Here is a 23,845-nt window from a genome sequence, read left to right as displayed (position 1 = left end):
ACTGTGGCTGTACGGCTTCTCGATGGCGATGATGATCGCCGCCGGACTCGGCCTGGACCCGTGGGACGTTTTTCACCAGGGTGTGGCGCAGCGGTTCTCGTTGAGTTTCGGTGTTGTCACCGCAATCACGGGTGTGCTCGTGCTGCTGCTGTGGATCCCACTCCGTCAACGACCGGGATTCGGAACCGTCGCCAACGTAATTGTCATTGCGATCTCAGTGGATACATCACTGGCCTTTTTGCCGGACTTCGATTCCATGCCAATTCGAATCCTCGTCCTGGTATCCGGTGTCCTTCTCAACGGGTTGGCCAGTGTCCTGTACATCGGGGCGGGAATGGGCCCCGGCCCACGCGACGGCCTGATGACGGGATTTGTCGCGCGCACCGGCTTGTCCGTTCGCCTGGTTCGCACCAGCATCGAGGTTGTTGTGCTTGCCGTGGGGTGGACCCTCGGCGGCACAGTCGGTGTGGGAACCGTGCTGTACGCCTTGGGTATCGGGCCCACGATTCAGCTCTTGATCAGGGTGCTGCCTGATTCCATGACGGCAGCGGTAACGGGTACCCGCAAGGCCAGGACGGTCGGACCCGTAACCGCGAGTGTGGCCCCCACGGCCACGGGGCCGGCCGATCCAGGCTCTCCCGTGGCGGTCGCCGAGTCGAACACCGGAACCAGCGAACCGTCGAACCATTCCGGCGTTCCGACAGTGATCTGACTTGGCCCGCCGGAATGCAGGATCAATAGCCAGCTGCTGTCGCCGAGAGGCCGCCCGGTACGCGTATGCGAGCGGACGTCCGCGCCGTCAATCCACGCCTGGACCGTCCGGTTGCGCTCGTCGTACCAGGCGCGGTCGTCGAATTCGGTTCCGGTGGCGTCGAACCACACGAGGTCGGGATGGTCGATGCGTCGGCGCCCTTCGAAGAACTCGGGCTGCCGCAAAGCAGGCGCCGATCTGCGCAACGCCAGTGCTCGGGAGACAAAACTGATCAGGGTGGGATCAGCACTCGCCCAATCGAGTGCCCACGATTGAGCCGCAGTGGCGAGCGTGGGTACGCAGTAAGCGTTGTTGTTGCCGCCGAGGCTGCGGCCGAACTCGTCGCCGGCCGTCAGCATCGGTGTGCCGGTGGAGAGGACGAGTGTGGCGAGGAGGGCTCGGACATGTCGGCGGCGGGCTTCGATGACCTCGGAATCGTAACTGGGGCCCTCGATTCCGTGGTTGAACGAATCGTTGTTGTCGGCGCCGTCGCGGTTGTCCTCACCGTTGGCCTCGTTGTGTTTCGTGTTGTACGACACGAGGTCGGCCGCGGTGAAGCCGTCGTGGGCGGTCACGAAATTGATGGACGCCCACGGCCGCCTGCCGTTGCCGGCAAAAACGTCCTCCGAGCCCGCGAGTCGTGACGCAACCTCCCTGACGCTGGAATCGCCGTTCCAAAAGCGTCGAATACTGCTGCGGTACTTGTCGTTCCACTCGGACCACTGCAAGCCGAAGTTACCCACCTGGTAGCCGTCGCCAGTCGCGTCCCACGGTTCGGCGATCAACTTGCGGCGCGTCAGAACGGGGTCGGACGAGATGGCGGAGAGCACCGCGGCGCGAGGATCGAAGGCTCCACCGCGTGGTCGTCCCAGTGCGCTGGCAAGGTCGAAGCGGAAGCCGTCGACGCCCATCACGTCGGCCCAGTAACGCAGGCTGTCGGTGATCATCCGAACGGCGACGGGGGAGGAGGCATCGACGGTATTGCCGCATCCGGTGAGATCGATATCGCTGCCGTTCTCGCTCAGGAGGTAGTAACCGCGCGCGTCCAATCCGCGCCAGCTGACGCTGATTCCGTCGACGCCCTGCTCGCAGGTGTGGTTGTAGACGACGTCGAGGATCACCTCGATTCCGGCGTTGTGCAACGCGTCGACCATGAACCGGAACTCGAGGACCTCGTTCCCCGGGGTAGCCGCGTAGCCGGGGTGCGGCGCGAAGTACGACGCCGTCGAATAGCCCCAGTGATTGCGCATTCCGCGCGCCCGCACGCTGTCTTCGGTCAGAAATGCTTGGACGGGAAGCAGTTCCACCGCCGTGACGCCGAGGTTGACCAGGTAGTCGACGACAGCGGGGGCCGCGAGCCCGAGATAGGTTCCGCGGTGTGCGAACGGTACGTCCGGGTGGGCGGCGGTGAAGGCGCCGACGTGAAGTTCGTAGATCACCGTTTCCTCCCACGGCGTCTCGAGCCGATGGCGCGGCGGTGTCAGGTCGGCCGTCACGACGGAGACGGGAACGTGGCCGAGGGAGTCGACCGTCGACCGATCACCGAACGGGTCATGGCTGTAGTCGCGTAGCGCAGCCGCGTCGCCGAGGTCGCCTTCGATGCGGCGGGCCCACGGGTCGAGCAGAAGTTTGTGAGGATTGAACCGCAGACCTTCGCGCGGACTCCATGGCCCGTCGGCGCGCACGCCGTATCGCTGCCCGGCCCCGACGCCGCTGAGCACTCCGTGCCAGATCCCGTACGTGTGCTGGCGGAGGTCCACACGTTCTTCCCCGCCGGCACTGTTGATCAGGCAGATCTGCACCGCGGTGGCGTCCGGTGAATGGACAGCGAACTGGGTTCCACCCTCGACGACGGTTGCTCCGAGCGGGAACGGAGAACCCGGAAGCGGGGTGTGAGATTCATCTAGAGGCGACACGCAAGTAGATCCTGCCGTGGATGGGCGGAGAATGTGCGGGAAGATGGTCGGGTGCCAACACCTGATCCTGACCTCCTCATCGATTTCGACAACGTTCTCATCCGCCGCGGCGGGTCCACCCTTGTGGGTCCGGTGACGTGGAAGGTGGAGCTCGACGAGCGATGGGTGGTGCTCGGACCCAACGGTGCGGGCAAGACGTCGCTGCTGCGTATCGCGGCCGGTGAGGTGTTTCCCACCAGCGGTACCGCGCATCTGCTGGGCGAGGTGCTCGGCCGCGTCGACGTCAACGAACTCAAGCCGCGCATCGGCCTGTCGTCGTCCTCGCTGGCCAACCGGGTTCCCGCCGACGAAAAGGTCAGCGACCTCGTCGTGTCGGCCGGTTATGCGGTCCTCGGTCGCTGGCGCGAGGAGTACGAGTCGATGGACACATCCCGTGCCGTCGAGATGCTCGAGAGCCTCGGCGCCGAACACCTCGCCGACCGCACGTACGGGACTCTGTCCGAAGGCGAACGCAAGCGAGTCCTCATCGCGCGTGCCCTGATGACCGATCCGGAACTGCTGCTCCTCGACGAACCCGCGGCCGGACTCGACCTCGGCGGCCGCGAAGAACTCGTGGCTCGCCTCGCTGTCCTCGCGGCTGACCCAGATGCACCCGCGACAGTCCTGATCACCCATCACGTCGAAGAGATTCCGCCGGGATTCACCCACGCACTCCTGCTCAAAGAAGGTGGCGTCGTGGCCCAGGGGCTGCTCGAGGACGTCATCACCGAGGAGAACCTCAGCAACGCGTTCAGCCAGGCGATCACCCTCGATCAGGTCGACGGCCGGTACTTCGCGCGTCGTACCCGAGCGTCCGGAGCGCACCGCGCACCCGTCACCGTGTAGGTTCCGGAAACATGGCTAACGAGTTTGCGGACGCGGTCCCCACACCCAAAGATGCGTCGACGGTAATTCTGGTCCGTGACGCGGAAGGCGCGGCATCGGGAATTGAGATCTTCCTGCTCCAGCGGGTGAAGGGGATGGCGTTTGCCGGCGGGATGACCGTGTTCCCCGGCGGTGGCGTCGACAAATCGGACGGCACGGCAGAGGTCGAGTGGGCGGGTCCGTCGGCCGAGTGGTGGGCGGAGCGTTTCAGTACCGATGTCGCGCGCGCGAAGGCGCTCGTGTTGGCTGCGGTCCGCGAGACGTTCGAGGAATGCGGTGTTCTGCTCGCCGGGCCGAGCGCGGATACCGTCGTCGCCGACACATTCGGCTACTCGGCGGCGCGAGCGGCTCTCGAGAATCACGAACTCACGTTCAGCGATTTCCTGAAGCGGGAGAATCTGGTTCTGCGTACGGATCTGCTGCGTCCGTGGGCGAACTGGATTACCCCGATCGGGGAGGGCCGTCGATATGACACCCGCTTCTTCGTGGCCGCGTCGCCCAAGGGGCAGGTGGCCGACGGAGTTACCTCCGAGGCCGCCGAGGTTCGCTGGCAGAGTCCGCAGGACGCACTGGATCATTGGCGCGCCGGCGGCAGTATCCTGTTGCCGCCCACCTGGACTCAGCTGACGGAGTTGGCGAAGTACAACTCCGTTGCCGATGTCCTGGCCGCCGAACCCGAGATCCCGATCATTCTCCCGACGCTGTACCGCGACGAGACGACCTTCCGGATCGACTTCCCGAATCAAGACGACTACTACATCCCCGGGCCGCATCCGTGGGCTGCCGGGCCCGCCAAGTAGCCTCTCGAGCATGGCTGAATTTGTAACTCTCGAGGTTTCCGACGGCATCGGCACGATCCGCCTCGCGCGCCCCCCGATGAACGCCCTGAACCGTCAGGTCCAGGACGAACTAGCGGTCGCCGCGCGCGCTACGGCGCTCGATCCGGCAGTCAAGGCCGTCATCGTGTACGGCGGCGAGAAGGTCTTTGCCGCGGGTGCGGACGTCAAGGAAATGGCCGAGATGGACTTCGGTCAGATCAGTGACGCAGTCGCCGGGATCCAGGCCGGAATCGGTGCCATCGCCGCGATCCCGAAGCCGACCGTTGCGGCGATCACCGGCTATGCGCTGGGCGGCGGACTCGAAGTTGCACTGTCCGCAGACCGTCGTATCGCCGGAGACAACGTCAAGGTCGGTGTCCCGGAGATCTTGCTCGGCATCATTCCCGGCGGCGGTGGCACTCAGCGGTTGGCCCGTCTCATCGGACCGGCCAAGGCCAAGGATCTGGTGTTCACCGGCCGCTTTGTCGGTGCTGACGAGGCGTTGGCGATCGGCTTGGTCGACGAGGTCGTCGCGCCGGACGACGTGTACACCGCTGCCCGGAAGTGGGCGTCGCAGTTCGTGGGCGGTGCTTCCCGAGCGCTGGCCGCTGCGAAGGCGGCCATCGACGAGGGCCTGAACACGGATCTGGAGACAGGCCTCAAGATCGAGCAGCATCTGTTCGCGGGACTGTTCGCGACGCAGGATCAGTCGATCGGCATGGCGTCGTTCATCGCGAACGGCCCCGGCAAGGCCGAGTTCACAGGCCGGTAGGCTTCCCTAAATTAGAACTTGTTCATCTCTTACCAGCGAGTAGGATAGCCGAATGACTGCCAGCCCCACTGACGACGACATTGTCACGCCGCCTGCTGCTGCCGAGACATCAGTAGTGGACCCCGCACCGCGGCCGCACGCCACGGCCGAAGAGGTCGAGGCCGCTCGCAAGGACACCAAGCTTGCCCAGGTGCTCTACCACGACTGGGAAGCCGAGACGTACGACGACAAGTGGTCGATCTCGTACGACGAGCGCTGCATCGACTACGCCAGGGGTCGGTTCGACGCCGTCGCCGGTGATCAGCCTCTGCCGTACGAGCGGGCACTGGAACTGGGTTGCGGCACCGGCTTCTTCCTCCTCAACCTGATGCAGGGTGGCGTTGCCAAGACAGGTTCGGTCACGGACCTCTCGCCCGGCATGGTCAAGGTTGCGATGCGTAACGCCGAGAACCTCGGTCTGCCCGTCGACGGCCGGGTCGCCGACGCGGAGACCATTCCCTACGAGGACAACACGTTCGACCTCGTGGTCGGACACGCTGTGCTGCACCACATTCCCGACGTGGAGAAGTCGCTGCGCGAGGTCCTTCGAGTCCTCAAGCCCGGCGGGCGCTTTGTGTTTGCGGGTGAACCGACCACCGTCGGTAACTTCTACGCTCGCTGGCTCGGCCGCGCGACGTGGGAAGCCACCACCACCGTCACCAAGTTGCCGTTCCTCGCCGACTGGCGTCGTCCGCAGGAGGAGCTCGACGAGTCCTCGCGCGCAGCCGCACTCGAAGCGGTTGTCGACATTCACACGTTCGACCCGACGGATCTCGAGAACATGGCGAAGTCCGCAGGCGCCGATCAGGTTCACGCCGCCACCGAGGAATTTGCCGCAGCACTTCTCGGTTGGCCGGTTCGCACCTTCGAAGCCGCAGTCCCGCAAGAAAAGCTCGGTTGGGGCTGGGGACGCTTCGCATTCGGCGGGTGGAAGACCCTCAGCTGGGTGGACGAGAAGATTCTGCGCCACGTCGTTCCGCGCGGATTCTTCTACAACGTCATGATCACCGGCGTAAAGCCCGGCAGCTGAGACCCGGCACCTCGAGACAGTGGGCTATGACTTCACCCTCGACGACGTCGCCTATCTGGAAAGTGATTCCGGCATAGCGGCATTGGCCGAGATAGAACAGTTCGAGCTGTCCACGCGTACGCGTCTGGCCGACATCGGCCGGGCGCGTACGCGTTTCGGCGACCACATGCCCGCGCTTGTCGACACGGTTCTGCTGCGCCGAAAGGCAGCCGCAAAACTGCCCGGCAGCGGGGGGTGGTTGTTCACCGACGACGCGATGCAGCAGGCCACCCCGGCGGCCGTCGCAGATCACCGTGCGCAGCGACTGACCGGACGCAACGTGCACGACGTGACGTGTTCGATCGGTGCGGAACTGCACGCCCTCACCGGCGTGGCGGATCGGGTAGTCGGCAGCGACATCGACGGCGTCCGACTGGCGATGGCCCGTCACAATGTGCCGTCGGCGGCCTTGCTGCGTGCTGACGCTCTGCGTCCCACAACGCGCGGCACCGTGATCCTTGCCGACCCGGCACGTCGTTCTGGCGGACGGCGAACCCACGACCCGGCGGCGTTGATGCCGCCGCTGCCGGACCTGCTCGATGCATACGACGGCCGCGACATCGCCGTGAAATGCGCTCCCGGACTCGATTTCGACAACCTCGGCTGGGACGGCGAGGTCGAGGTCGTCTCACTCGACGGTGGTGTCAAAGAGGCTTGCCTGTGGTCGGCGGGACTGGCCGGGTCCGGCGTGACGCGTCGGGCGTCGGTTTTGCGATCGGACGGTACCGGGTGGTCGGTGACCGACGCCGAGGACGACACCATCCCCGAGCAGGAACCGGGGGAGTGGATCATCGACCCGGACGGCGCCGTGGTTCGGGCGGGTCTGGTGCGCCACTATGCGGCCAGACATGGTCTGTGGCAACTGGACCCACGCATTGCCTATCTCACGGGAAGCAGCGTCCCCGATGGTGTTCGTGGATTCCGGATTCTCGAACAGATCAAGTACTCCGAAAAGCTGTTGAAGCAGACTCTCTCCAAGCGCGACTGCGGCATCGTGGAGATCCTCGTGCGCGGCGTCGACGTCGATCCGGCTGTGCTGCGCCCGCGACTCAAACTCAAGGGTTCGCGCTCGCTCAGCGTCGTGATCGTGCGGATCGGACGCTCGGCGTCTGCCTTCATCTGTGAGGCGTCCCGCTAGCTCACTTGAAGACGAACAATTCGCCGATTGCGCTGGGTGTCACCACTTCACCGTTCGGGCCCACAGAGGTGCCGACAGTGAAGCCGACCGCTCCCGGCAAGGTGTTCTGAGCCACGGTTTCACCGGATCGGGTGTCGAATGTGACCAGGCTCAGCCCGTTGTCGCCTTCGCGGACGACGGTGTACCCGGTGTTGCCCGCGGTTTGAGCCGGAACACCCAACTGCAGCAGATCTTTACGCTCCCAGACGAGTTCGGCGTGATCGCCCTTGTCCTGGACGGCAAGCAGGTGACCGTCGCCGGCGCCGGCGGGGATGATCAATCCGTCGTCGGAGGTGGACGGGCTCCCTGCGGAGTTGAAGCCTATGCCGTAACTCCACACGGTGTCGCCGGTTGCCGCGTCGATCGCCCACAGGGTGCCGTTGTTGTCGGTGGTGTAGACGGTCTTTCCGTCCTTCGACAGGTCAGGGCTCGACGCGGTTCCGCCGGGCAGTGCGTCGGTGGACCACTCGGGAGTGATCGACGGGTTCTCGCCGCCCGTGTACTTCATGGCGACCAGATCGGCGGCAAGCGAATTGGGCCCGAAGAACGTGAAGTAGAACGTGCCGCTTGCCAGATCGATTGCGGGAGTGTTTGCCACCGGGCAGCCGGCCGTGCCGAGGAAGCACTCGTCGAGTCCCTGATTGTCGGGAATGAGTTCGGCATTGGGCTGCTGGTCGAACGTCGGCGGCGGAATCAGGTTGTACGACGAGACGACCTTCGCGCCGGTCTGCGGATTCAGCACATTGATCTGGCCGAGCTGCGTGATGAACAGCAGATTGCCGTCGCCGGTGAACTGCGCCGAGAGGGGAGTGCCGACAACAAGTGTGCGCCAACGCAACTGGCCATTGCGGGTGTACGACGCCATCGCGCCGCTCTCACCCACGTAGACGTTGGTCGCGGTGTCCACGATGGGCGTCGACGCGGCAACACCGTCGTTCATCCGGGTACACCACACCTTGCGGCCGGTATCGAGCTGGAACGAGAAGAGGTTGCAACCGTTCTCGGCGCGCGCCGTCACGAAACTCTGGCCGTTCGCTCCTACGGACGCATAGGCGGCAACCGGGCCGCCGAGCGGACGAGACCACGAGAACTCGAGATCGCGGGATCCCGTGACCGGGCTGGTGTCGCTGTTGCGGGCGTCGGCGTGCATCGCCGGCCACCCGGCAGTTGCGTAACGGTCGACTACGGAAGACTCGCTTCCGCACCCGGCAGCCATCACCGTAGCGATCGCCGCCATCACCATCACGGACGACCGTAGGACCCGCCGCATCTCACATCTCCCTGCCGCTTGCGAAAGTAGTTCGGAGCAGAGACTATCCCGCCGTAGGCAACGTGACGGGGCACACCCCGAGGGTCGGTGCGTCGACTGCCCGTAGTCTGAATACTCATGACGAGCATGTGGGGCGCACCGTTGCGCACTCGGTGGCGGGGATCACGCCGAAACGACAGCGATCAGGCCAAGTTCCTGACCGTCGATTCCCTCAAATGGGTTCTGGCGAACAAGGCATATACCCCCTGGTACCTGGTGCGGTACTACCGTCTTGCCAAGTTCAAGATGGCCAACCCGCACGTGATTCTGCGCGGCATGGTGTTTCTCGGCAAGAACGTCGAAATTCACTCGACTCCCGATCTGTCCCGCCTCGAAATCGGGCGCTGGGTCCACATCGGCGACGGTAACGCGATCCGCTGCCACGAAGGCTCCCTGCGTATCGGGGACAAGGTTGTCTTCGGCAAGGACAACGTCGTCAACACGTACCTCGACATCGAAATCGGCGCCTCCACACTGGTGGCCGACTGGTGCTACATCTGCGACTTCGACCACCGCATGGACGATGTCAACACACCCATCAAGGACCAGGGCATCGTCAAGGGACCGGTCCGTATCGGCCCGGACACCTGGGTCGCCGCCAAGGTCACCGTCCTGCGCAACACCCGCGTCGGCCGGGGTTGTGTTCTCGGGGCCCACGCCGTGGTCAAGGGCGACATCCCGGACTACAGCATCGCCGTCGGTTCGCCGGCCAAGGTCGTCAAGAACCGCAAGTCCGACTGGGAAGCGGGCGCAGCGGATCGCGCCGAGTACATCGCGGCCCTCGAAGACATCGCGCGTAAGAAGGCAGCAGCCGAGGCGGACGAGTCGGCCAAGCGATAAGCGGGAGGGGAGTGCGGCATGAGTGAACAGACACCCGAGTGGGTTGTCGAGCACCGACGCGAACTGGTGGCCTTCCTGGACGGCCTCACCGCTGCGCAATGGGACACACAGTCGCTGTGCGAGGGGTGGCGCGTGCGTGAGGTGGTCGCGCACATCACCATGCCGTACCGCTATCCCGCATCGAGATTCGTTCTCGAGATGGTGAAATCCCGAGGCAACTTCAACCGCATGTCCAACCGTCGTGCACTCGCCGATGCACAGGAGTTGACCGAGCAGCAGTTGCTCAGCTCCCTGCGCGACAACGTCGCGTACCCCTGGAAACCGCCGGGAGGTGGCTTCGACGGGGCGCTGTCCCACGACGTCATTCACGGCCAGGACATCCGCGTTGCACTCGGCGACGACTATGTCGTGCCCGAAGATCGCCTCAGTCGTGTTCTGGACGGCCTGTCACCGAAGAACGTGAAGTACTTCGGAGCAGACCTCGAAGGCGTGCGTCTGCGCGCCGACGACCGGGACTGGGAATTCGGCGCCGGTGCCGAAGTACACGGCGCCGCACAGGACTTGCTGATGGTGCTGTGTGGCCGCATCCTGCCGCCGGGCTACTTGCTCGGCGACGCGCGGATGCGGTTCACGTCAGCGGCCGGGTAGCGGTCGCTCCGGAATCACCGGCCGGGCCAGGGGATGGCGCACTCGGCGCTTGGCTCCCGCGTAGACATGTGCGGTTTCCTCGGCGACTTGGTGCCAGTCGAAGTCCGAGGTGAGACGTGCCCGCGCTGCGAGCGCCCGTTCCTGAGCGCCGGCCGGATCGTCGAGCACTTCGCGCACGGCCGACGTCAGCCCCGCAACATCGCCCGGTTGGAAGGACATGCCGGTGACACCGTCGACGACGGCCTCACCCAGTCCGCCTGCAGTAGACGTAATCAGCGGTGTGCCTGCCGCCGCAGCTTCGAGAGCGATGATGCCGAACGGTTCGTACCGTGACGGCAGGACTATGGCGTCCGCGCCGTGCAGCCAACTCAGCAGTTCGGTGTGATCGAGGTTGCCGAGGAAATTCACGGACCGGACGACGCGATGGGCGCGCGCCTGTTCGGCGAGCCAGCCGAACTGAGTGCCCTCGCCCGCGATCGCGAGCGTGGTGCCGGGGTGGCTACGACGGATTCGCGGGAGCGCCGCAATGGCGTCCTGGACACCCTTCTCGTATTCGAGCCGTCCGACAAAGAGCAGTTTCGGCGGCCCGGATCGTGGCGCGCGTTCGCGAAAGTTCCACGTGGTCAAGTCGATTCCGTTACGGATGACACTGACCGGCGGAAGCGTGGGGCCGTAGAGTTCGGTGACCTCGTCCTGCATCGACGCGGAACACGTTATGAGAGCGTCGGATTCATTGGCCAGCCACCATTCGACGGAGTGGACCTGACGGTTGATGCGGCCGGAGATCCAGCCGCTGTGCCGTCCAGCTTCCGTGGCGTGGAGCGTGGAAACCAATGGCACGTCGTAGAATTCGGCCAAGGCGATTGCGGGGTGGGCAACCAGCCAATCGTGGGCGTGGACCACATCGGGCTGCCAGCCCTCGCCGACGCCGGGCTTGTGCAGTGCCATTCCGGCTCGGACCATCGCGTGACCCATCGCGAGCGTCCAGGCGAGCATGTCTTCACCGAACACGAAGTGCGCGGGATCCTCGGCAACCGCGACCACAAGCACGCCTTCGGAAATGTGCGTGAGTGTCGGGTGCGTCGACGCGTCGGTACCGGACGGACGACGCGACAGAACCACCACCTCGTGCCCGGCCGCAGCCAACTCGGTGGCGAGATGGTGGACGTGCCGACCGAGTCCGCCGACCACAACCGGGGGGTACTCCCACGAGACGATGAGAATTTTCACGACGGGCTCAGTTCTGTGTCAGGCAGACGGCGCGCGTCCAGACCGGGGAACAGGCCGTCCGCGCGGTTCCAGCCGTCGGCGAGGCGAGTGGCGACCGCGTCCTTGCCGGAGACCACCGCTTCGGCGATCTCTCTGGTTGCGTGGGCATGCTTGTGTGCGCGCTCGCGGGCGTACCCCGCCGCGGAATCCTTGCTCACCATGAACGCCCAATCGCTCGACACTGTCATCAGTGTCTCCCGAAGCACCTGATCGTTTACCCGGTTTCGCAGTTCCGGACGTCCTGGGGCATTGTCGTGTCCACGGGATTTGTCCACCGCGCCCAGTGCGGTGTCGACGACTTCGGCGTTGAGTTGCACGAGATCGCTGACTTGGTCACCGGCCCACACGCGCCAGTCCTTACCTGATCCCCACGACGAATCCTCCAGTTGCACAGGCTCACCCACGTATCCGGCGGCCTGAGCATCGTTGAGGGTTCCGACGCGGATGCCCGCCTCGGGTAGGGCGCGCAGCACTTTTTCGAGCCACTGCGGACCCTCGTGCCACCAGTGTCCGAACAGTTCGGTGTCGAACGCCGCGACAACCAGAGCGTCGCGCCCGATACGCGCGGATTCACTGCGCAGGCGCGCCCGGACAGCCTCGACGAAGTCGGCGACGTGCTTGTCGACTGCACGTGCCGCCAACTCGGGATCGTAAGGAGCCTTGTCGGCGGAGTCGACGGTTCGGCCCGTGACCCGGGACGGCTTCAGGCCGGTCTCGTGGTCGTAGGTATGGAAATCGCGGTACGCGCCGTGGCCCGGATATCCGGATTTCGGCGACCAGACGCGGTAGCTGACCTGCAGGTCGCGGCCGAAGGCCACAACGTCGGAGTCGCGGACCGGTCGACCGAGGGTCGTGTCACCGCGCAGCGCGGGACCGTCGACCATGAAGTGAGTGACGCCGGCTTCGGCGTAGCCACGTTCCATGCCGGGTGTGTATCCGCATTCGGGTCCCCAGATGCCGGTCGGGGTGTGGTTCCACCGCGCCTGAGCGTCGGCGAGGCCCTCGCGGAGGGAGAACGCACGCAGTCGTGGGTCGAGGAGCGGCTGGAACGGATGAGCCAACGGGCCCCCGAGCAATTCGAAAGCGCCACGGTCGATGAGATCGCGGAAAACCGGGGAAGCGCCGTGCTGCCAACGGGTTTCGAAGTCCTCCAACGCTGCAGCCGACGCACGGTGCTCACGCGCGCCGAGTTCACGGTGCGCCGCGTCTGGCATCCCGGCAGCTTCGTGCGCTCGGATTTGCCAATTGCCGAGCCAGTGGTGCATACCGGCCAGGCAGTGCGGATCGTCGAGCTGCGCCGCGAGTACCGGCGTGATTCCCAGCGTCAGGAGGTTGGATCGACCTTCGTCGGCGAGGCGTCGTAGCGCCGCGGTGAGGGGGAGGTACGACCCGGCCCACGACTGGTAGAGCCATTCTTCGCCGACGGGCCACCGTCCGTGGTTGGCGAGCCACGGCAGGTGCGAGTGCAGGACCAGGGCGAACATCCCCGGTTCTTGGACAGGTGTTGCGTTTCTCACTCGGCAGGATCTTTCACTGCGGCATCTTTCACAGCGATGGCAACGAGGTCGAGGCTCGCGTCGATGTCGGGGACGGACAGTGTGAAGTCGTCGACGGTGATGCCTTCGACGTCGCGGGTCAGGTCTGCCGGCCACGGCTCACCGGCGAGGGCGCGGTCGATCTGCGCATCGATGAACGATCCGCCATGTTTCGCGTCGAGATCCTTCAGCCTGCGGCCGTGATGGACACCGGTCATGAGTTGGACGCGGAATCCGGCGTCGACCAGTAGTTCCGTCATCTCGTCCGCATTGAGTTCGCGGGTGTGAAACGGGTTGAGCGGTGTGTCCCGGCCGGGGGAGAAGGTGATCCGGTTGGGGGTGCTGATCAGAAGTTCGCCGCCGGGAGACAAAACCCGGAAGCATTCGCGCAGGAACTGTCCCTGGTCCCACAGGTGCTCGATTACCTGGAAGTTCACTACGACGTCCACCGAGTTGTCTTCGAGTGGCAGTTCGGCGAGATTGCCGTGGATCATCTCGACGCGGGGGTATCGGGCGCGGACGTGCTCGACGGCGGAGATGTCGTAATCGAGGCCGGTGACCTTGGTGGCGACATCGGCAATCATGTTGGCGCCGTAGCCTTCTCCGGATCCGGCTTCGAGCACGCGGCGGTCGGTGCAGCGCCCCAGCAACGCGCGGTAGACAACTTCGTGGCGCCGGAACCAGTAGTTCTCTTCGGGGATTCCCGGCACCGTTCGTTCGCCCGTCAGGGGAAGGGGTGCGTCCTCGTGGTTGCTGACACTTGTTTCACTCACCCCAGGGAGATTAGTGCCAATCGGCTAGAACATGTTCACGTGGTTCAGATCACAGCGATAATTTGCACCGCGTGCCGTTATGGTGAGGGTGGTTCCACGCTAAGTTACCGACGGGTAACTTAACGTGAGGTAATCTAACGCACAGCCGACGTGAGACGAGAAATCCTTTTCCGGAATCCCTCGGCCTGCGCGTAGCAACACAGACGATTTATCAGGTGAAATACACACAGGAGGTCGACGAAGACCCATGACGAATATCGTTGTTTTGATCAAGCAGGTCCCCGACACATGGTCCGAGCGCAAGCTGACCGACGGCGACTACACGCTTGACCGTGAAGCCGCAGACGCAGTGCTCGACGAGATCAACGAGCGCTCCGTCGAAGAAGCACTCCTCATCAAGGAAGCTCAGGGCGGTGAGGTGACGGTGCTGTCCGCAGGTCCCGACCGCGCCACCGACGCTATCCGCAAGGCACTGTCGATGGGCGCCGACAAGGCCGTCCACATCAACGACCCCGCGCTGCACGGCTCCGACGCCATCCAGACCGCGTGGACCCTTGCTGCCGCACTCGGACAGATCACGTTCGAGAACGAAGAGCCCGCAGACCTGATCATCGCCGGAAACGAGGCCACTGACGGCCGCGTCGGCGCTGTTCCGGCCATCATTGCCGAGTACCTGGGCATTCCCCAGCTCACGCAGCTGCGCAAGCTCGTCGTCGCCGACGGCACCGTCACCGGCGAGCGCGAGACCGACGAGGGCGTTTTCGGCCTCGAGGCTTCGCTGCCCGCAATCGTCTCGGTCACCGAGAAGATCAACGAGCCGCGCTTCCCCTCCTTCAAGGGCATCATGGCCGCGAAGAAGAAGGAAGTTCTCGTCTACACACTGGCCGACCTCGGTGTCGACCCGGAGACCGTGGGTGTTGCCAACGCCGGCACGACCGTGACCTCCTCCACTCCGAAGCCCCCCCGCACCGCTGGTGAGCGCATCGCCGACGAGGGAGACGGTGGCACCAAGATTGCCGCGTACCTCGTCAGCAACAAGGTCATCTGATCGCGCCCTTCTAGGCAACCAGCAGAAAAACTCAGGGAGAGTTAAGTCATGGCAGAAGTACTTGTGCTCGTAGAGCACGCAGAAGGTGCGCTGAAGAAGGTCAGCACCGAACTCATCACCGCTGCACGCGTACTCGGTGAGCCGTCGGCAGTTGTCGCCGGCCCCGCAGGCACCGCAGCCAAGCTCGCCGACGCGTTGGCAGCAGCCGGCGCCGAGAAGATCTACGTCGCCGAGTCCGACGACATCGAGGGCTACCTCGTCACCCCCAAGGTCGACGTTCTCGCCGCACTCGTCGAGTCCACCAGCCCCGCAGCGGTCATCACCGCTGCCGGCACCGAGGGCAAGGAGGTTGCCGGTCGTCTGGCCGCACGTCTGGGCTCCGGTCTGCTGACCGACGTCATCGAGATCAAGGCTGACGGAACCGGCGTCCACTCCATCTTCGGTGGCGCGTTCACCGTCGAGGCCAAGGCCAACGGAGAGGTCCCCGTCTACTCGGTTCGCCCGGGTGCAGTCGAGGCAGCTCCGCAGGCCGGTGCCGGCGAGCAGATCGCTGTCGAGGTTCCGGCTCAGGACGAGAGTGCCGTCAAGGTCACCTCGCGTGAGCCCATCGTCGGTGGCGACCGCCCCGAGCTCACCGAAGCCAGCGTTGTGGTTTCCGGTGGACGCGGCGTCGGCAGCGCGGACAAGTTCTCCGTCGTCGAAGAGCTCGCCGATTCCCTCGGTGCTGCAGTCGGCGCTTCGCGTGCCGCTGTGGACTCGGGTTACTACCCCGGACAGTTCCAGGTCGGTCAGACCGGTAAGACGGTCTCCCCGCAGCTGTACATCGCACTCGGCATTTCCGGTGCCATCCAGCACCGCGCCGGCATGCAGACGTCCAAGACCATCGTCGCGGTCAACAAGGACGAAGAGGCACCCATCTTCGAGATCGCCGACTTCGGCATCGTGGGCGACCTGTTCAACGTCGCACCGCAGCTCACCGAAGCTGTGAAGGCTCACAAGGGCTAAAAAGCACGATCTGCTGTGCGCCTTTATCAACCCCCCGCGGTTGATAAAGGCGCACAGTGCGTTATTCACCCGGCCTGCATCGGCCCGTCACTTTGCTGATGCCGCAGCGTTGCGTCTGGTGGATAAACCTGGCGCATGACAATTACGTCAGTCCTTCGCCCCGCGAGTGACAATCTCGGCCGTGAGGTCGCCGCGCCGAGATATTCCCTGATCGTCTCCTCCGACCGTGAACATCGAGTGGCCGCGCAGCGCCTTCGATACCGGGTATTCGTCTCCGAACCCGGATTCTCGATTCCCGCTTCACCTTTCGAGCTGGACGCAGATGCGTTCGACGAATTCTGTGACCATATTCTGGTCCGCGACGACATCACCGGCGACTACGTCGGGTGCTATCGCATGCTCACCCCGGACGCCGCGGCAAAAGCGGGCGGGTATTACACCGCAACGGAATTCGACATATCGGCTCTGGATCCGGTAGCGCTCCGAATTGTCGAGATGGGCCGCGCGTGTGTCGATCCGGCGCATCGCAACGGTTCGGTTCTCGGGCTCATGTGGTCCGGGATTCTGCAGTACCTCGAACTGACGGGCCACGAATGGGTGATGGGGTGCGTTTCCGTTCCGATCACACCGCACCCCGGCGCCGTACCAGGGGCTGAGGTGCGCGGCGTCCGAGATTTTGTGCTGAACAAGCACGGGAGTGCGCTGGGGCGTCGGGCCGTTCCGCGCAATCCAGTGGTGCTTGGCGGGCGCACGTTGGACCAGATCGCACCGCCCACGCGCGTGACCATGCCGCCCCTGCTGCGCGGGTACCTGCGCATGGGCGCCGTGATCTGTGGTGAACCAGCCTACGATCCCGCCTTCGGCGTCGCGGACTTTGTTGCGCTGCAGGGTCTGCACTCCGCAAACAAGCGGTACCTCGATCGGCTGCGATCGGCGGCGTCGACCCAGCACGGGCTCGTGGGATGACCCCGCCTCGTGGGATGGCCCCGTACTGGGTGCCGTCGAGCCCCTGCGGCGACGGGTGTCTACCGCCCGATCCAGCACGTGTGTCGAAAATCACGGTGGTGGTTCGAGCGGTGCTGGTCGGCTGCGCCCTACTGACTGCGCCGATATTGTCGGCGGGCTGGTTACTGCCGCGAATCTGGCGGGCCCAGCTGCAGCGCGGGTATTCACGCCTGCTGCTCCGCTGCCTCGGTATGAAACTGAGCGTCGACGATCAGCGATTGGGCAGGCCGGAACCGGATGGGGTTTTGGTGGTGGCCGGCCACGTGTCCTGGACGGACGTGCTGGTTGCCAGTGCTGTTGCGCCCGCGAACTTCGTCGCCCGTGCCGATCTGCTGGAGTGGGCGGTCCTCGGATCGCTGGCGCGTCGGATGCGGGTGGTACCGATCGATCGCGCTCGACTGCGTGAGCTGCCCGACGTCGTGGGCACTGTGCGTGAGCGTCTGGAACGCGGCGTGCGGGTCATGGCTTTTCCGGAGGGAACCACGTGGTGCGGGCGCGCGTACGGCGGATTCCGCCCGGCCATGTTCCAGGCCGCGGTCGATTCGCAGTGCCCGGTCCAGCCCATGGCGATCCGGTATGCAAACGGCGACGGCACCCTGTGTACCGGACCGTGTTTTGTCGGCAGCGAGACGATCGGTCAATCCATCGGGCGAATCTTGCGCCAGAAGGATGTCGAGGTGGAGGTCCGGTTGGCGCCGCTGGAAGAGGCCGGAGAGTGCAGACGCGATCTTGCGCAGCGATGCGAGAGGGCAGTGCGAGGTGCCACTGCTCTGGTGCCGGATCTGGAGATGCGGGTCACAGTACGGCCGGAAGATGTTCGCCTGGTCGGGTAAGCGGCGCGAAGAGAGCCGCCGTGCTGGGCTATCCTGGTCAGGCCATGACTCTGCCTGCACACCGTGTTGACACCGCATTTCCGGTGTACCTCGATCATGCCGCCACCACACCGATGACGGCAGCTGCTATCGAGGCGATGACCGATACCTTCGCCACTGTGGGCAATGCGTCCTCGCTGCACGGTTCCGGCCGCGCGGCGCGGCGCCGCGTCGAGGAATCGCGCGAGTCGATCGCGGCGAGCCTGGGTGCTCGCCCGTCGGAGGTCATCTTCACGTCCGGCGGCACCGAGAGTGACAACCTCGCGGTCAAGGGCATCTTCTGGGCGCGCCGCGACGCAGACCCGAAGCGCACCCGAATCCTGGCGAGCTCGGTAGAACACCACGCCGTTCTCGACACCGTGGAGTGGCTCGAAAAGCACGAGGGTGCCCGGGTCACCTGGTTGCCGGTGGACGCCAACGGTGTAGTCGACCCGCAGACTCTGCGAGACGAGCTGTCGGTGCACGCCGACGAGGTTGCACTGGTCACGATCATGTGGGCCAACAATGAGGTCGGCACCATCATGCCGATCCTCGAATTAGCCCAGATATCAGCGGAATTCGAGATCCCGATGCACAGTGACGCGGTTCAGGCCGTCGCCCAGTTGCCGGTCGATTTTGCCGCGAGCAAGCTATCGGCGCTGAGTATTGCGGCGCACAAGTTCGGTGGGCCGCACGGCGTCGGTGCGCTGCTGCTGGGACGTCAGGTTCCGTGTGTGCCGCTTCTGCACGGTGGGGGACACGAGCGTGATCTTCGTTCGGGAACCCCGGATACCGCAGGTGTGGTGGGCATGGCTGCGGCCCTGCGGGAGAACACCGCGCACATCGATTCCAGCGCACGGGAATTGGCCGAGCTGCGCGATCGTTTGATCGAGGGTGTTTTCCGGATTCTCCCCGAGTCGGTGCTCAACGGCCCGACCGGTTCGGATCGCCTGCCCGGCAACGTGCACTTCACGTTTCCCGGTTGCGAAGGGGACTCACTACTGATGCTCCTCGACGCTGCCGGAATCGAATGCTCCACCGGTTCGGCATGCACCGCAGGTGTTGCCCGGGCCAGCCACGTGCTGATCGCGATGGGCGTCGAACCGTCGACTGCGCGGGGCTCCTTGAGATTCTCACTCGGACATACGTCGAGTGTCACCGATGTGGATGCGCTCATCGCAGCGCTGCCACAAGTAGTAGAGCGCGCTCGGGCCGCCGGTCTTGCCGGTGCCGGTTCGCGTGGAGGGGATCGCTGATGCGAGTACTCGCAGCCATGAGCGGAGGCGTCGACTCCGCCGTTGCCGCCGCCCGCGCAGTTGCCGCCGGACATGACGTCGTGGGAGTTCATCTGGCGTTGTCGACGGCACCTGGCGCTTTGCGCACGGGTTCGCGTGGATGCTGTTCCAAGGAAGACGCGGGCGATGCCAGGCGCGCCGCCGACGTTCTGGGAATTCCCTTCTACGTCTGGGACTTTGCGGATCGCTTCAAAGAAGACGTGATCGACGATTTTGTGGCGTCGTACGCAGCGGGTGAGACGCCCAACCCGTGCCTGCGCTGCAACGAGAAGATCAAGTTCACCGCTCTCGCCGATCGCGCGGTTGCACTCGGATTCGACGCGGTCGCCACCGGCCATTACGCGCGCCTCGAAGACGGCGTCCTGCGCCGCGCCGTCGATCCCGACAAGGATCAGTCGTACGTTCTGGGTGTCCTGACCGCAGCGCAGCTCTCGCGCGCGATGTTCCCGATCGGTGACACACCGAAGGAGCAGATCCGCGAAGAGGCGGCCGAGCGCGGACTGGCCGTCGCGAACAAGCCGGACAGCCACGACATCTGCTTCATCCCGACCGGCGACACCCGGGCTTTCCTCGGCGCCCGGATCGGTGTTCGCCCGGGAAGCGTCGTCGACGCCGATTCGGGTGAAGTCCTGGCAGCGCACGACGGTGTTCACGGCTTCACGATCGGTCAGCGTAAGGGACTGGGCGTCGAAGGTCCCGCGGTGGACGGACGTCCGCGGTACGTGACGTCGATCGAACCCGAAACCGGCACTGTCCGAGTCGGTTCGGCCAAGAATCTCGACGTGTGGGCGATCACGGCGCAGCGTGCGATCTGGACGTCCGGTGAGGCTCCCGACGGCCCGGTCGAGTGCATGGTGCAGGTACGGGCGCACGGCGGGCTGGCTCAGGCAGTCGCCGAAGCTGTAAACGGTGGCATCACGATTTCCCTGCGTGAACCGCTGACCGGTGTCGCGAAGGGGCAGGCAGTGGTTCTGTACCGTCCCGACAGCGAACTGGGCGATCAGGTGCTCGGCAGTGGCACCATCGCCGGAACCGAATCCGAGCCGAACACACTGTGACACAGCAGGTTTCCATCGGTGGCCTGGTCACCGGAATCGGATCCTGGCCGGGCACGGATGCCCGGGAGAGCGCAGCCACGATCCTCGGTGAGCTTGGCGGATTTCCGCACCTGGTGGAGCTACCGGCGCGGGGTCTCGGCTCAGACACCGTCGGCCGAACCGGTGCCATCCTCGTCGACATCAACCTCGACGCGTCGACGCGCTCTTACCGGGTTGTGCCCCGGCGCGGCGCCATCGCGAAGCGCGGCGAGGACTTCCTGAACCAGGATCTCGACGCGCTCGAGGAAGCCTGGGAATCTGCCCGCTTGGTCGGCGGAGATCACGTGATCAAACTGCAGGCCGCCGGACCGCTGACGCTTGGCGCCGAGATCGAGGTCGCAAACGGTTCACGTGTGCTCGTGGATCACGGGGCATTGCGCGATATCGCCGAATCGTTGGGCGAAGGATTGGCCCGACATGCCGCCGAGGTGACCCGCCGAACGGGGGCCCGCGTGATCATTCAACTCGACGAGCCGCAGATGCCTGCTGTGCTCGCGGGATCTTTGCCGGGCCGCACTAGAATGGAAACTGTCCCGGCGCTCCCCGAGCCGGAGGCTCTGGCAATTCTGGACTCCGCCATCGAAGGCTGCGGATTGCCGACCATCGTGCACAGTTGCAGCGCGGACCTCCCGTGGGACCTTCTGCGGCGCAGCAAGGCGTTTGCCGTGAGCTTCGATCTATCCCTGATTTCCTCGCGCGACCTGGACGGTATCGGGCAGTTGTTCGATGCCGACAAGCAGTTGGTGTTGGGTGTGGTTCCGTCCACGGCGCCCGAGAAGCCGCTGACGTGGAAAGAATGCGCGATGCCTGCGGTGACGCTGATCGACCGTCTGGGGTTCTCGCGGGAGCTTCTGCAGACGCAGGTGGCAGTGACGCCGCGATGCGGTCTGGCCGGCGCCGGCCTCGACTACGCCCGCACGGCGCTGAAGTTGTGCACCGACGTCAGCAAGGCTTTGGTGGACGATCCGTCCGCGTTCTGACGCGCCGCACTGACATGGCCGCACGTACATGTCAGTGCCACCCGATATTCTTCTGCCTTGTGAGTGAAACCACCGAGGGAACCGTGCAGCCTGCGCCGAACGAGGCGCGTGAGCAGTGGATGGAGCTGGCTGAGGAGGTCCGTCAGCATCAGTTCCGCTACTACGTTCGTGATGCACCGACTATTTCGGACGGCGCATTCGACACGCTGCTCGGTCAGCTCAATGCTCTCGAAGAGCAGTATCCGGATCTGCGGACTCCTGACTCACCGACACAGTTGGTGGGCGGCGGGTTCGCAACGGATTTCACCTCGGTTGATCACCTCGAGCGCATGCTCAGCCTCGACAATGTTTTCGACGAGTCCGAACTCCGCGGCTGGATTGCCAAGGTGGAGCAGGAAACCGGGCCGGATCTGCACTACCTCTGCGAGGTCAAGATCGACGGCGTTGCACTCAACCTCGTCTACGAGAACGGCAAGCTCGTGCGGGCGGCCACGCGTGGTGACGGCCGCACCGGTGAATTGGTCACGCTCAACGCGCTCACCATCAACGACATTCCGGAGTACCTCACTGCTACCCCGGAGTACCCGATCCCCAGCGTGCTCGAAGTGCGCGGCGAGGTGTTCTTCCGGCTCGAGGATTTTGCCGCGCTCAACGCGTCGTTGGTCGCAGAAGGCAAGGCGCCCTTCGCGAACCCGCGCAACTCCGCCGCCGGATCGTTGCGTCAGAAGAATCCCGCGGTCACGGCGCGCCGACGCCTGGGCATGATCTGTCACGGTTTCGGCCGGATGGAGGGTTTCGAGCCCGCATCGCAGTACGACGCGTACGTGGCGCTCGCCGCGTGGGGTCTGCCGGTCTCGACGCACACCAGCCGGGTGGTCGGAGCGGACGCCGTGGTCGAGAAGATGAAGTACTGGGGCGAGCACCGCCACGACGTCGAACATGAGATCGACGGCCTGGTCGTCAAGGTCGACGAGATGTCGTTGCATCGCCGTCTCGGCACCACGTCACGAGCGCCGCGTTGGGCGATTGCCTACAAGTACCCGCCCGAGGAGGTCACGACCAAGCTCCTCGACATTCGTGTCAGCGTCGGGCGCACCGGACGAGTGACGCCGTTTGCGTACATGGAACCGGTGACGGTAGCCGGTTCCACTGTGTCGTTGGCCACGCTGCACAACGGCAGCGAGGTCAAGCGCAAGGGCGTGTTGATCGGTGACACCGTGGTGCTGCGTAAGGCAGGTGACGTCATCCCCGAGGTTCTCGGCCCGGTGGCCGACGTCCGCGACGGCACCGAGCGTGAGTTTGTCATGCCGACGCATTGCCCGGAATGCGGCACCGAATTGGCGCCGGCCAAAGAGGGCGACGTCGACGTGCGCTGCCCCAATCAGCAGCACTGCCCGGCCCAGTTGCGTGAGCGGGTGTTCCACGTGGCCGGCCGCGGCGCCTTCGACATCGAAGTGCTCGGATACGAGGCTGCGACCGGTCTTCTCGAAGCGAAGGCCATCGACGACGAGGGTGATCTCTTCTCGCTCGACGCCGACACTCTGATCGGTGTGCCGATTTTCCGGACCAATGCCGGAGCGTTGTCGGCAAACGGAAAACGCTTGCTGGCCAACCTGGATTCGGCCAAGGACAAGCCGCTGTGGAGAGTGCTTGTGGCACTGTCCATTCGGCATGTCGGGCCAACGGCGGCGCGAGCGTTGGCGGGGGAATTCGGTTCGCTGCAACGCATTCGGGAAGCGTCGATGGAGCAGTTGGCAGCGGTGGACGGCGTCGGATCCACGATCGCTGCCGCGGTGGTCGAGTGGTTCACCGTGGACTGGCATCAGCAGATCGTGGACAAGTGGGCAGCCGCCGGCGTACGGATGGAGGACGAGCGAGACGATTCCATTCCGCGCAATCTCGAGGGCCTCTCCATCGTCGTCACCGGGTCACTCGAGACGTTCTCCCGCGATCAGGCGAAGGAGGCGATCCTCGTGCGCGGCGGCAAGGCGGCTGGTTCCGTCTCGAAGAAAACGGCGTTTGTGGTTGTCGGTGAAGCGCCGGGTTCCAAGCACGACAAGGCCGTCGAATTGGGCGTGCCCGTGCTCGACGAGGACGGGTTCCGCCGGTTGCTCGAAGGTGGCCCTGACGCGGTCATGCCCACCGAATTGGACGAATAGCCACCGCGCTCTGCGATTTCCGAGTTCGGTAGGCAGGGTGCAATAGTGGCGCCATGATCGAGATTCGCGAAATCCTCCCCAACGAGTTCGACACCGTGGGGGAGCTGACGGTGCAGGCGTACGTGGGTGGCGGGTTTGTTGCCGAGGGAACCCCGTATGCGGAGCGTCTGCGCGACACGGCAACTCGGGTGCAGGACGGCCGAGTGCTGGTTGCAGTTCTCGGGGACCGCGTTGTGGGATCGCTCACCGTGGCGGAACCCGGAACCCAGCTCGCGGACGTCGCGAAGACCGGCGAACTCGAATTCCGCATGCTTGCAGTTTCACCCGATGCTCGCGGGTCGGGAGCGGGTACGGCTTTGGTGCGCGCAGTAATAGCCGAGGCCTACGACCGGGGTGATCACTCGGTAGTCATGTCGACTCAACCCGAGATGGTCGATGCGCGTCGTATCTACGATCGCAACGGATTTGTTCCGGACCCGGACCGGGCGTGGGAGCCGATCCGGGGTATGGAGTTGACCGTGATGGTGCGGGACCTGGCTTGAGTAGTAAGCCCCGAGTAGGTAAG

At 64.8% G+C, this 23,845-nt stretch carries 21 protein-coding genes and 1 pseudogene; 17 read left to right on the top strand and 5 right to left on the bottom strand.

What is annotated here, in order from left to right:
• Window positions 1-22 precede the first annotated feature (22 nt).
• Complete coding sequence (locus FFI94_RS34635; RefSeq protein WP_313905577.1) at window positions 23-712, top strand: membrane protein; 690 nt, start codon at window positions 23-25, stop codon at window positions 710-712.
• Window positions 713-741: 29 nt separating this feature from the next.
• Here the strand turns inward: FFI94_RS34635 and glgX are convergent.
• Window positions 742-2,667 (bottom strand): annotated as a pseudogene (gene glgX, locus FFI94_RS19240) (glycogen debranching protein GlgX); the annotation flags it as partial.
• 51 nt (window positions 2,668-2,718) lie between these two features.
• On the opposite strand from glgX, the gene FFI94_RS19235 reads away from it, so the two are divergent.
• Genes FFI94_RS19235 through FFI94_RS19215 form a run of 5 tightly spaced genes read left to right on the top strand, consistent with a single transcriptional unit; the run spans window position 2,719 to window position 7,427 of the window.
• On the top strand, window positions 2,719-3,552 hold the full coding sequence (locus FFI94_RS19235) for an ABC transporter ATP-binding protein (RefSeq protein ID WP_138869242.1): 834 nt from the start codon (window positions 2,719-2,721) through the stop codon (window positions 3,550-3,552).
• Window positions 3,553-3,563: 11 nt separating this feature from the next.
• Window positions 3,564-4,391 carry an NUDIX domain-containing protein gene (locus FFI94_RS19230; protein ID WP_138869241.1) on the top strand — a complete coding sequence of 276 codons (828 nt, stop codon included), beginning with the start codon at window positions 3,564-3,566 and terminating at the stop codon, window positions 4,389-4,391.
• Between the two features lie 10 nt (window positions 4,392-4,401).
• On the top strand, window positions 4,402-5,181 hold the full coding sequence (locus FFI94_RS19225) for an enoyl-CoA hydratase/isomerase family protein (RefSeq protein ID WP_138869240.1): 780 nt from the start codon (window positions 4,402-4,404) through the stop codon (window positions 5,179-5,181).
• A 52-nt stretch (window positions 5,182-5,233) separates the two neighbouring features.
• Window positions 5,234-6,250 carry a class I SAM-dependent methyltransferase gene (locus FFI94_RS19220; protein ID WP_138869239.1) on the top strand — a complete coding sequence of 339 codons (1,017 nt, stop codon included), beginning with the start codon at window positions 5,234-5,236 and terminating at the stop codon, window positions 6,248-6,250.
• Window positions 6,251-6,269: 19 nt separating this feature from the next.
• Complete coding sequence (locus FFI94_RS19215; RefSeq protein WP_138869238.1) at window positions 6,270-7,427, top strand: THUMP-like domain-containing protein; 1,158 nt, start codon at window positions 6,270-6,272, stop codon at window positions 7,425-7,427.
• Between the two features lies 1 nt (window position 7,428).
• Here the strand turns inward: FFI94_RS19215 and FFI94_RS19210 are convergent, their stop codons facing one another.
• Window positions 7,429-8,736 carry a PQQ-binding-like beta-propeller repeat protein gene (locus FFI94_RS19210; protein ID WP_138869237.1) on the bottom strand — a complete coding sequence of 436 codons (1,308 nt, stop codon included), beginning with the start codon at window positions 8,734-8,736 and terminating at the stop codon, window positions 7,429-7,431.
• A gap of 117 nt (window positions 8,737-8,853) precedes the next feature.
• Between FFI94_RS19210 and FFI94_RS19205 the strand changes: the two genes are divergently transcribed.
• Both FFI94_RS19205 and FFI94_RS19200 read left to right on the top strand, forming a co-directional pair.
• Window positions 8,854-9,615 carry an acyltransferase gene (locus tag FFI94_RS19205; protein ID WP_138869236.1) on the top strand — a complete coding sequence of 254 codons (762 nt, stop codon included), beginning with the start codon at window positions 8,854-8,856 and terminating at the stop codon, window positions 9,613-9,615.
• An 18-nt stretch (window positions 9,616-9,633) separates the two neighbouring features.
• Entirely contained in the window at window positions 9,634-10,263 is a 630-nt protein-coding gene (locus tag FFI94_RS19200; protein ID WP_138869235.1) for a maleylpyruvate isomerase family mycothiol-dependent enzyme, read from the top strand.
• On the opposite strand, the gene FFI94_RS19195 is transcribed toward FFI94_RS19200, so the two are convergent.
• The 3 genes from FFI94_RS19195 to FFI94_RS19185 are packed head-to-tail and all read right to left on the bottom strand — an operon-like array spanning window position 10,249 to window position 13,840.
• Window positions 10,249-11,493: a glycosyltransferase family 4 protein gene (locus FFI94_RS19195; protein ID WP_138869234.1), complete on the bottom strand. Its 1,245-nt coding sequence runs from the start codon at window positions 11,491-11,493 to the stop codon at window positions 10,249-10,251. The genes FFI94_RS19200 and FFI94_RS19195 overlap by 15 nt on opposite strands.
• Complete coding sequence (locus FFI94_RS19190) at window positions 11,490-13,016, bottom strand: glycoside hydrolase family 57 protein (protein ID WP_138873286.1); 1,527 nt, start codon at window positions 13,014-13,016, stop codon at window positions 11,490-11,492. The genes FFI94_RS19195 and FFI94_RS19190 overlap by 4 nt, the downstream gene beginning before the upstream one ends.
• A gap of 29 nt (window positions 13,017-13,045) precedes the next feature.
• Window positions 13,046-13,840: a bifunctional 2-polyprenyl-6-hydroxyphenol methylase/3-demethylubiquinol 3-O-methyltransferase UbiG gene (locus FFI94_RS19185; protein WP_138869233.1), complete on the bottom strand. Its 795-nt coding sequence runs from the start codon at window positions 13,838-13,840 to the stop codon at window positions 13,046-13,048.
• Window positions 13,841-14,087: 247 nt separating this feature from the next.
• On the opposite strand from FFI94_RS19185, the gene FFI94_RS19180 reads away from it, so the two are divergent.
• From FFI94_RS19180 to FFI94_RS19140, 9 genes are all read left to right on the top strand, one after another.
• Window positions 14,088-14,888: an electron transfer flavoprotein subunit beta/FixA family protein gene (locus tag FFI94_RS19180; protein WP_033231080.1), complete on the top strand. Its 801-nt coding sequence runs from the start codon at window positions 14,088-14,090 to the stop codon at window positions 14,886-14,888.
• Window positions 14,889-14,936: 48 nt separating this feature from the next.
• Window positions 14,937-15,893 carry an electron transfer flavoprotein subunit alpha/FixB family protein gene (locus FFI94_RS19175; protein WP_138869232.1) on the top strand — a complete coding sequence of 319 codons (957 nt, stop codon included), beginning with the start codon at window positions 14,937-14,939 and terminating at the stop codon, window positions 15,891-15,893.
• A 135-nt stretch (window positions 15,894-16,028) separates the two neighbouring features.
• Window positions 16,029-16,859 (top strand): GNAT family N-acetyltransferase, encoded by an 831-nt coding sequence (locus FFI94_RS19170; protein ID WP_138869231.1) that lies wholly within the window; start codon window positions 16,029-16,031, stop codon window positions 16,857-16,859.
• Window positions 16,856-17,731, top strand: coding sequence for a 1-acyl-sn-glycerol-3-phosphate acyltransferase (locus FFI94_RS19165; protein ID WP_185993252.1), 876 nt, complete (start codon window positions 16,856-16,858; stop codon window positions 17,729-17,731). Before FFI94_RS19170 ends, FFI94_RS19165 begins: the two co-directional genes overlap by 4 nt.
• A 44-nt stretch (window positions 17,732-17,775) precedes the next feature.
• Window positions 17,776-19,005 (top strand): cysteine desulfurase family protein, encoded by a 1,230-nt coding sequence (locus FFI94_RS19160; protein ID WP_138869230.1) that lies wholly within the window; start codon window positions 17,776-17,778, stop codon window positions 19,003-19,005.
• Window positions 19,005-20,102, top strand: a complete 1,098-nt coding sequence (gene mnmA, locus FFI94_RS19155) for a tRNA 2-thiouridine(34) synthase MnmA (protein WP_138869229.1) — start codon at window positions 19,005-19,007, stop codon at window positions 20,100-20,102. The genes FFI94_RS19160 and mnmA overlap by 1 nt, the downstream gene beginning before the upstream one ends.
• On the top strand, window positions 20,099-21,121 hold the full coding sequence (locus FFI94_RS19150; protein WP_138869228.1) for a methionine synthase: 1,023 nt from the start codon (window positions 20,099-20,101) through the stop codon (window positions 21,119-21,121). Before mnmA ends, FFI94_RS19150 begins: the two co-directional genes overlap by 4 nt.
• A gap of 119 nt (window positions 21,122-21,240) precedes the next feature.
• On the top strand, window positions 21,241-23,280 hold the full coding sequence (gene ligA / locus FFI94_RS19145; protein ID WP_397495572.1) for an NAD-dependent DNA ligase LigA: 2,040 nt from the start codon (window positions 21,241-21,243) through the stop codon (window positions 23,278-23,280).
• Window positions 23,281-23,333: 53 nt separating this feature from the next.
• Window positions 23,334-23,822 (top strand): GNAT family N-acetyltransferase, encoded by a 489-nt coding sequence (locus FFI94_RS19140; RefSeq protein ID WP_138869226.1) that lies wholly within the window; start codon window positions 23,334-23,336, stop codon window positions 23,820-23,822.
• Window positions 23,823-23,845 lie beyond the last annotated feature (23 nt).

The sequence above is a fragment of the Rhodococcus sp. KBS0724 genome (genome assembly GCF_005938745.2).
Classification (GTDB): Bacteria; Actinomycetota; Actinomycetes; order Mycobacteriales; family Mycobacteriaceae; genus Rhodococcus_F.
Note: the sequence above shows the minus strand (reverse complement) of the source record. Positions and strands in the feature narration are given on the sequence as shown.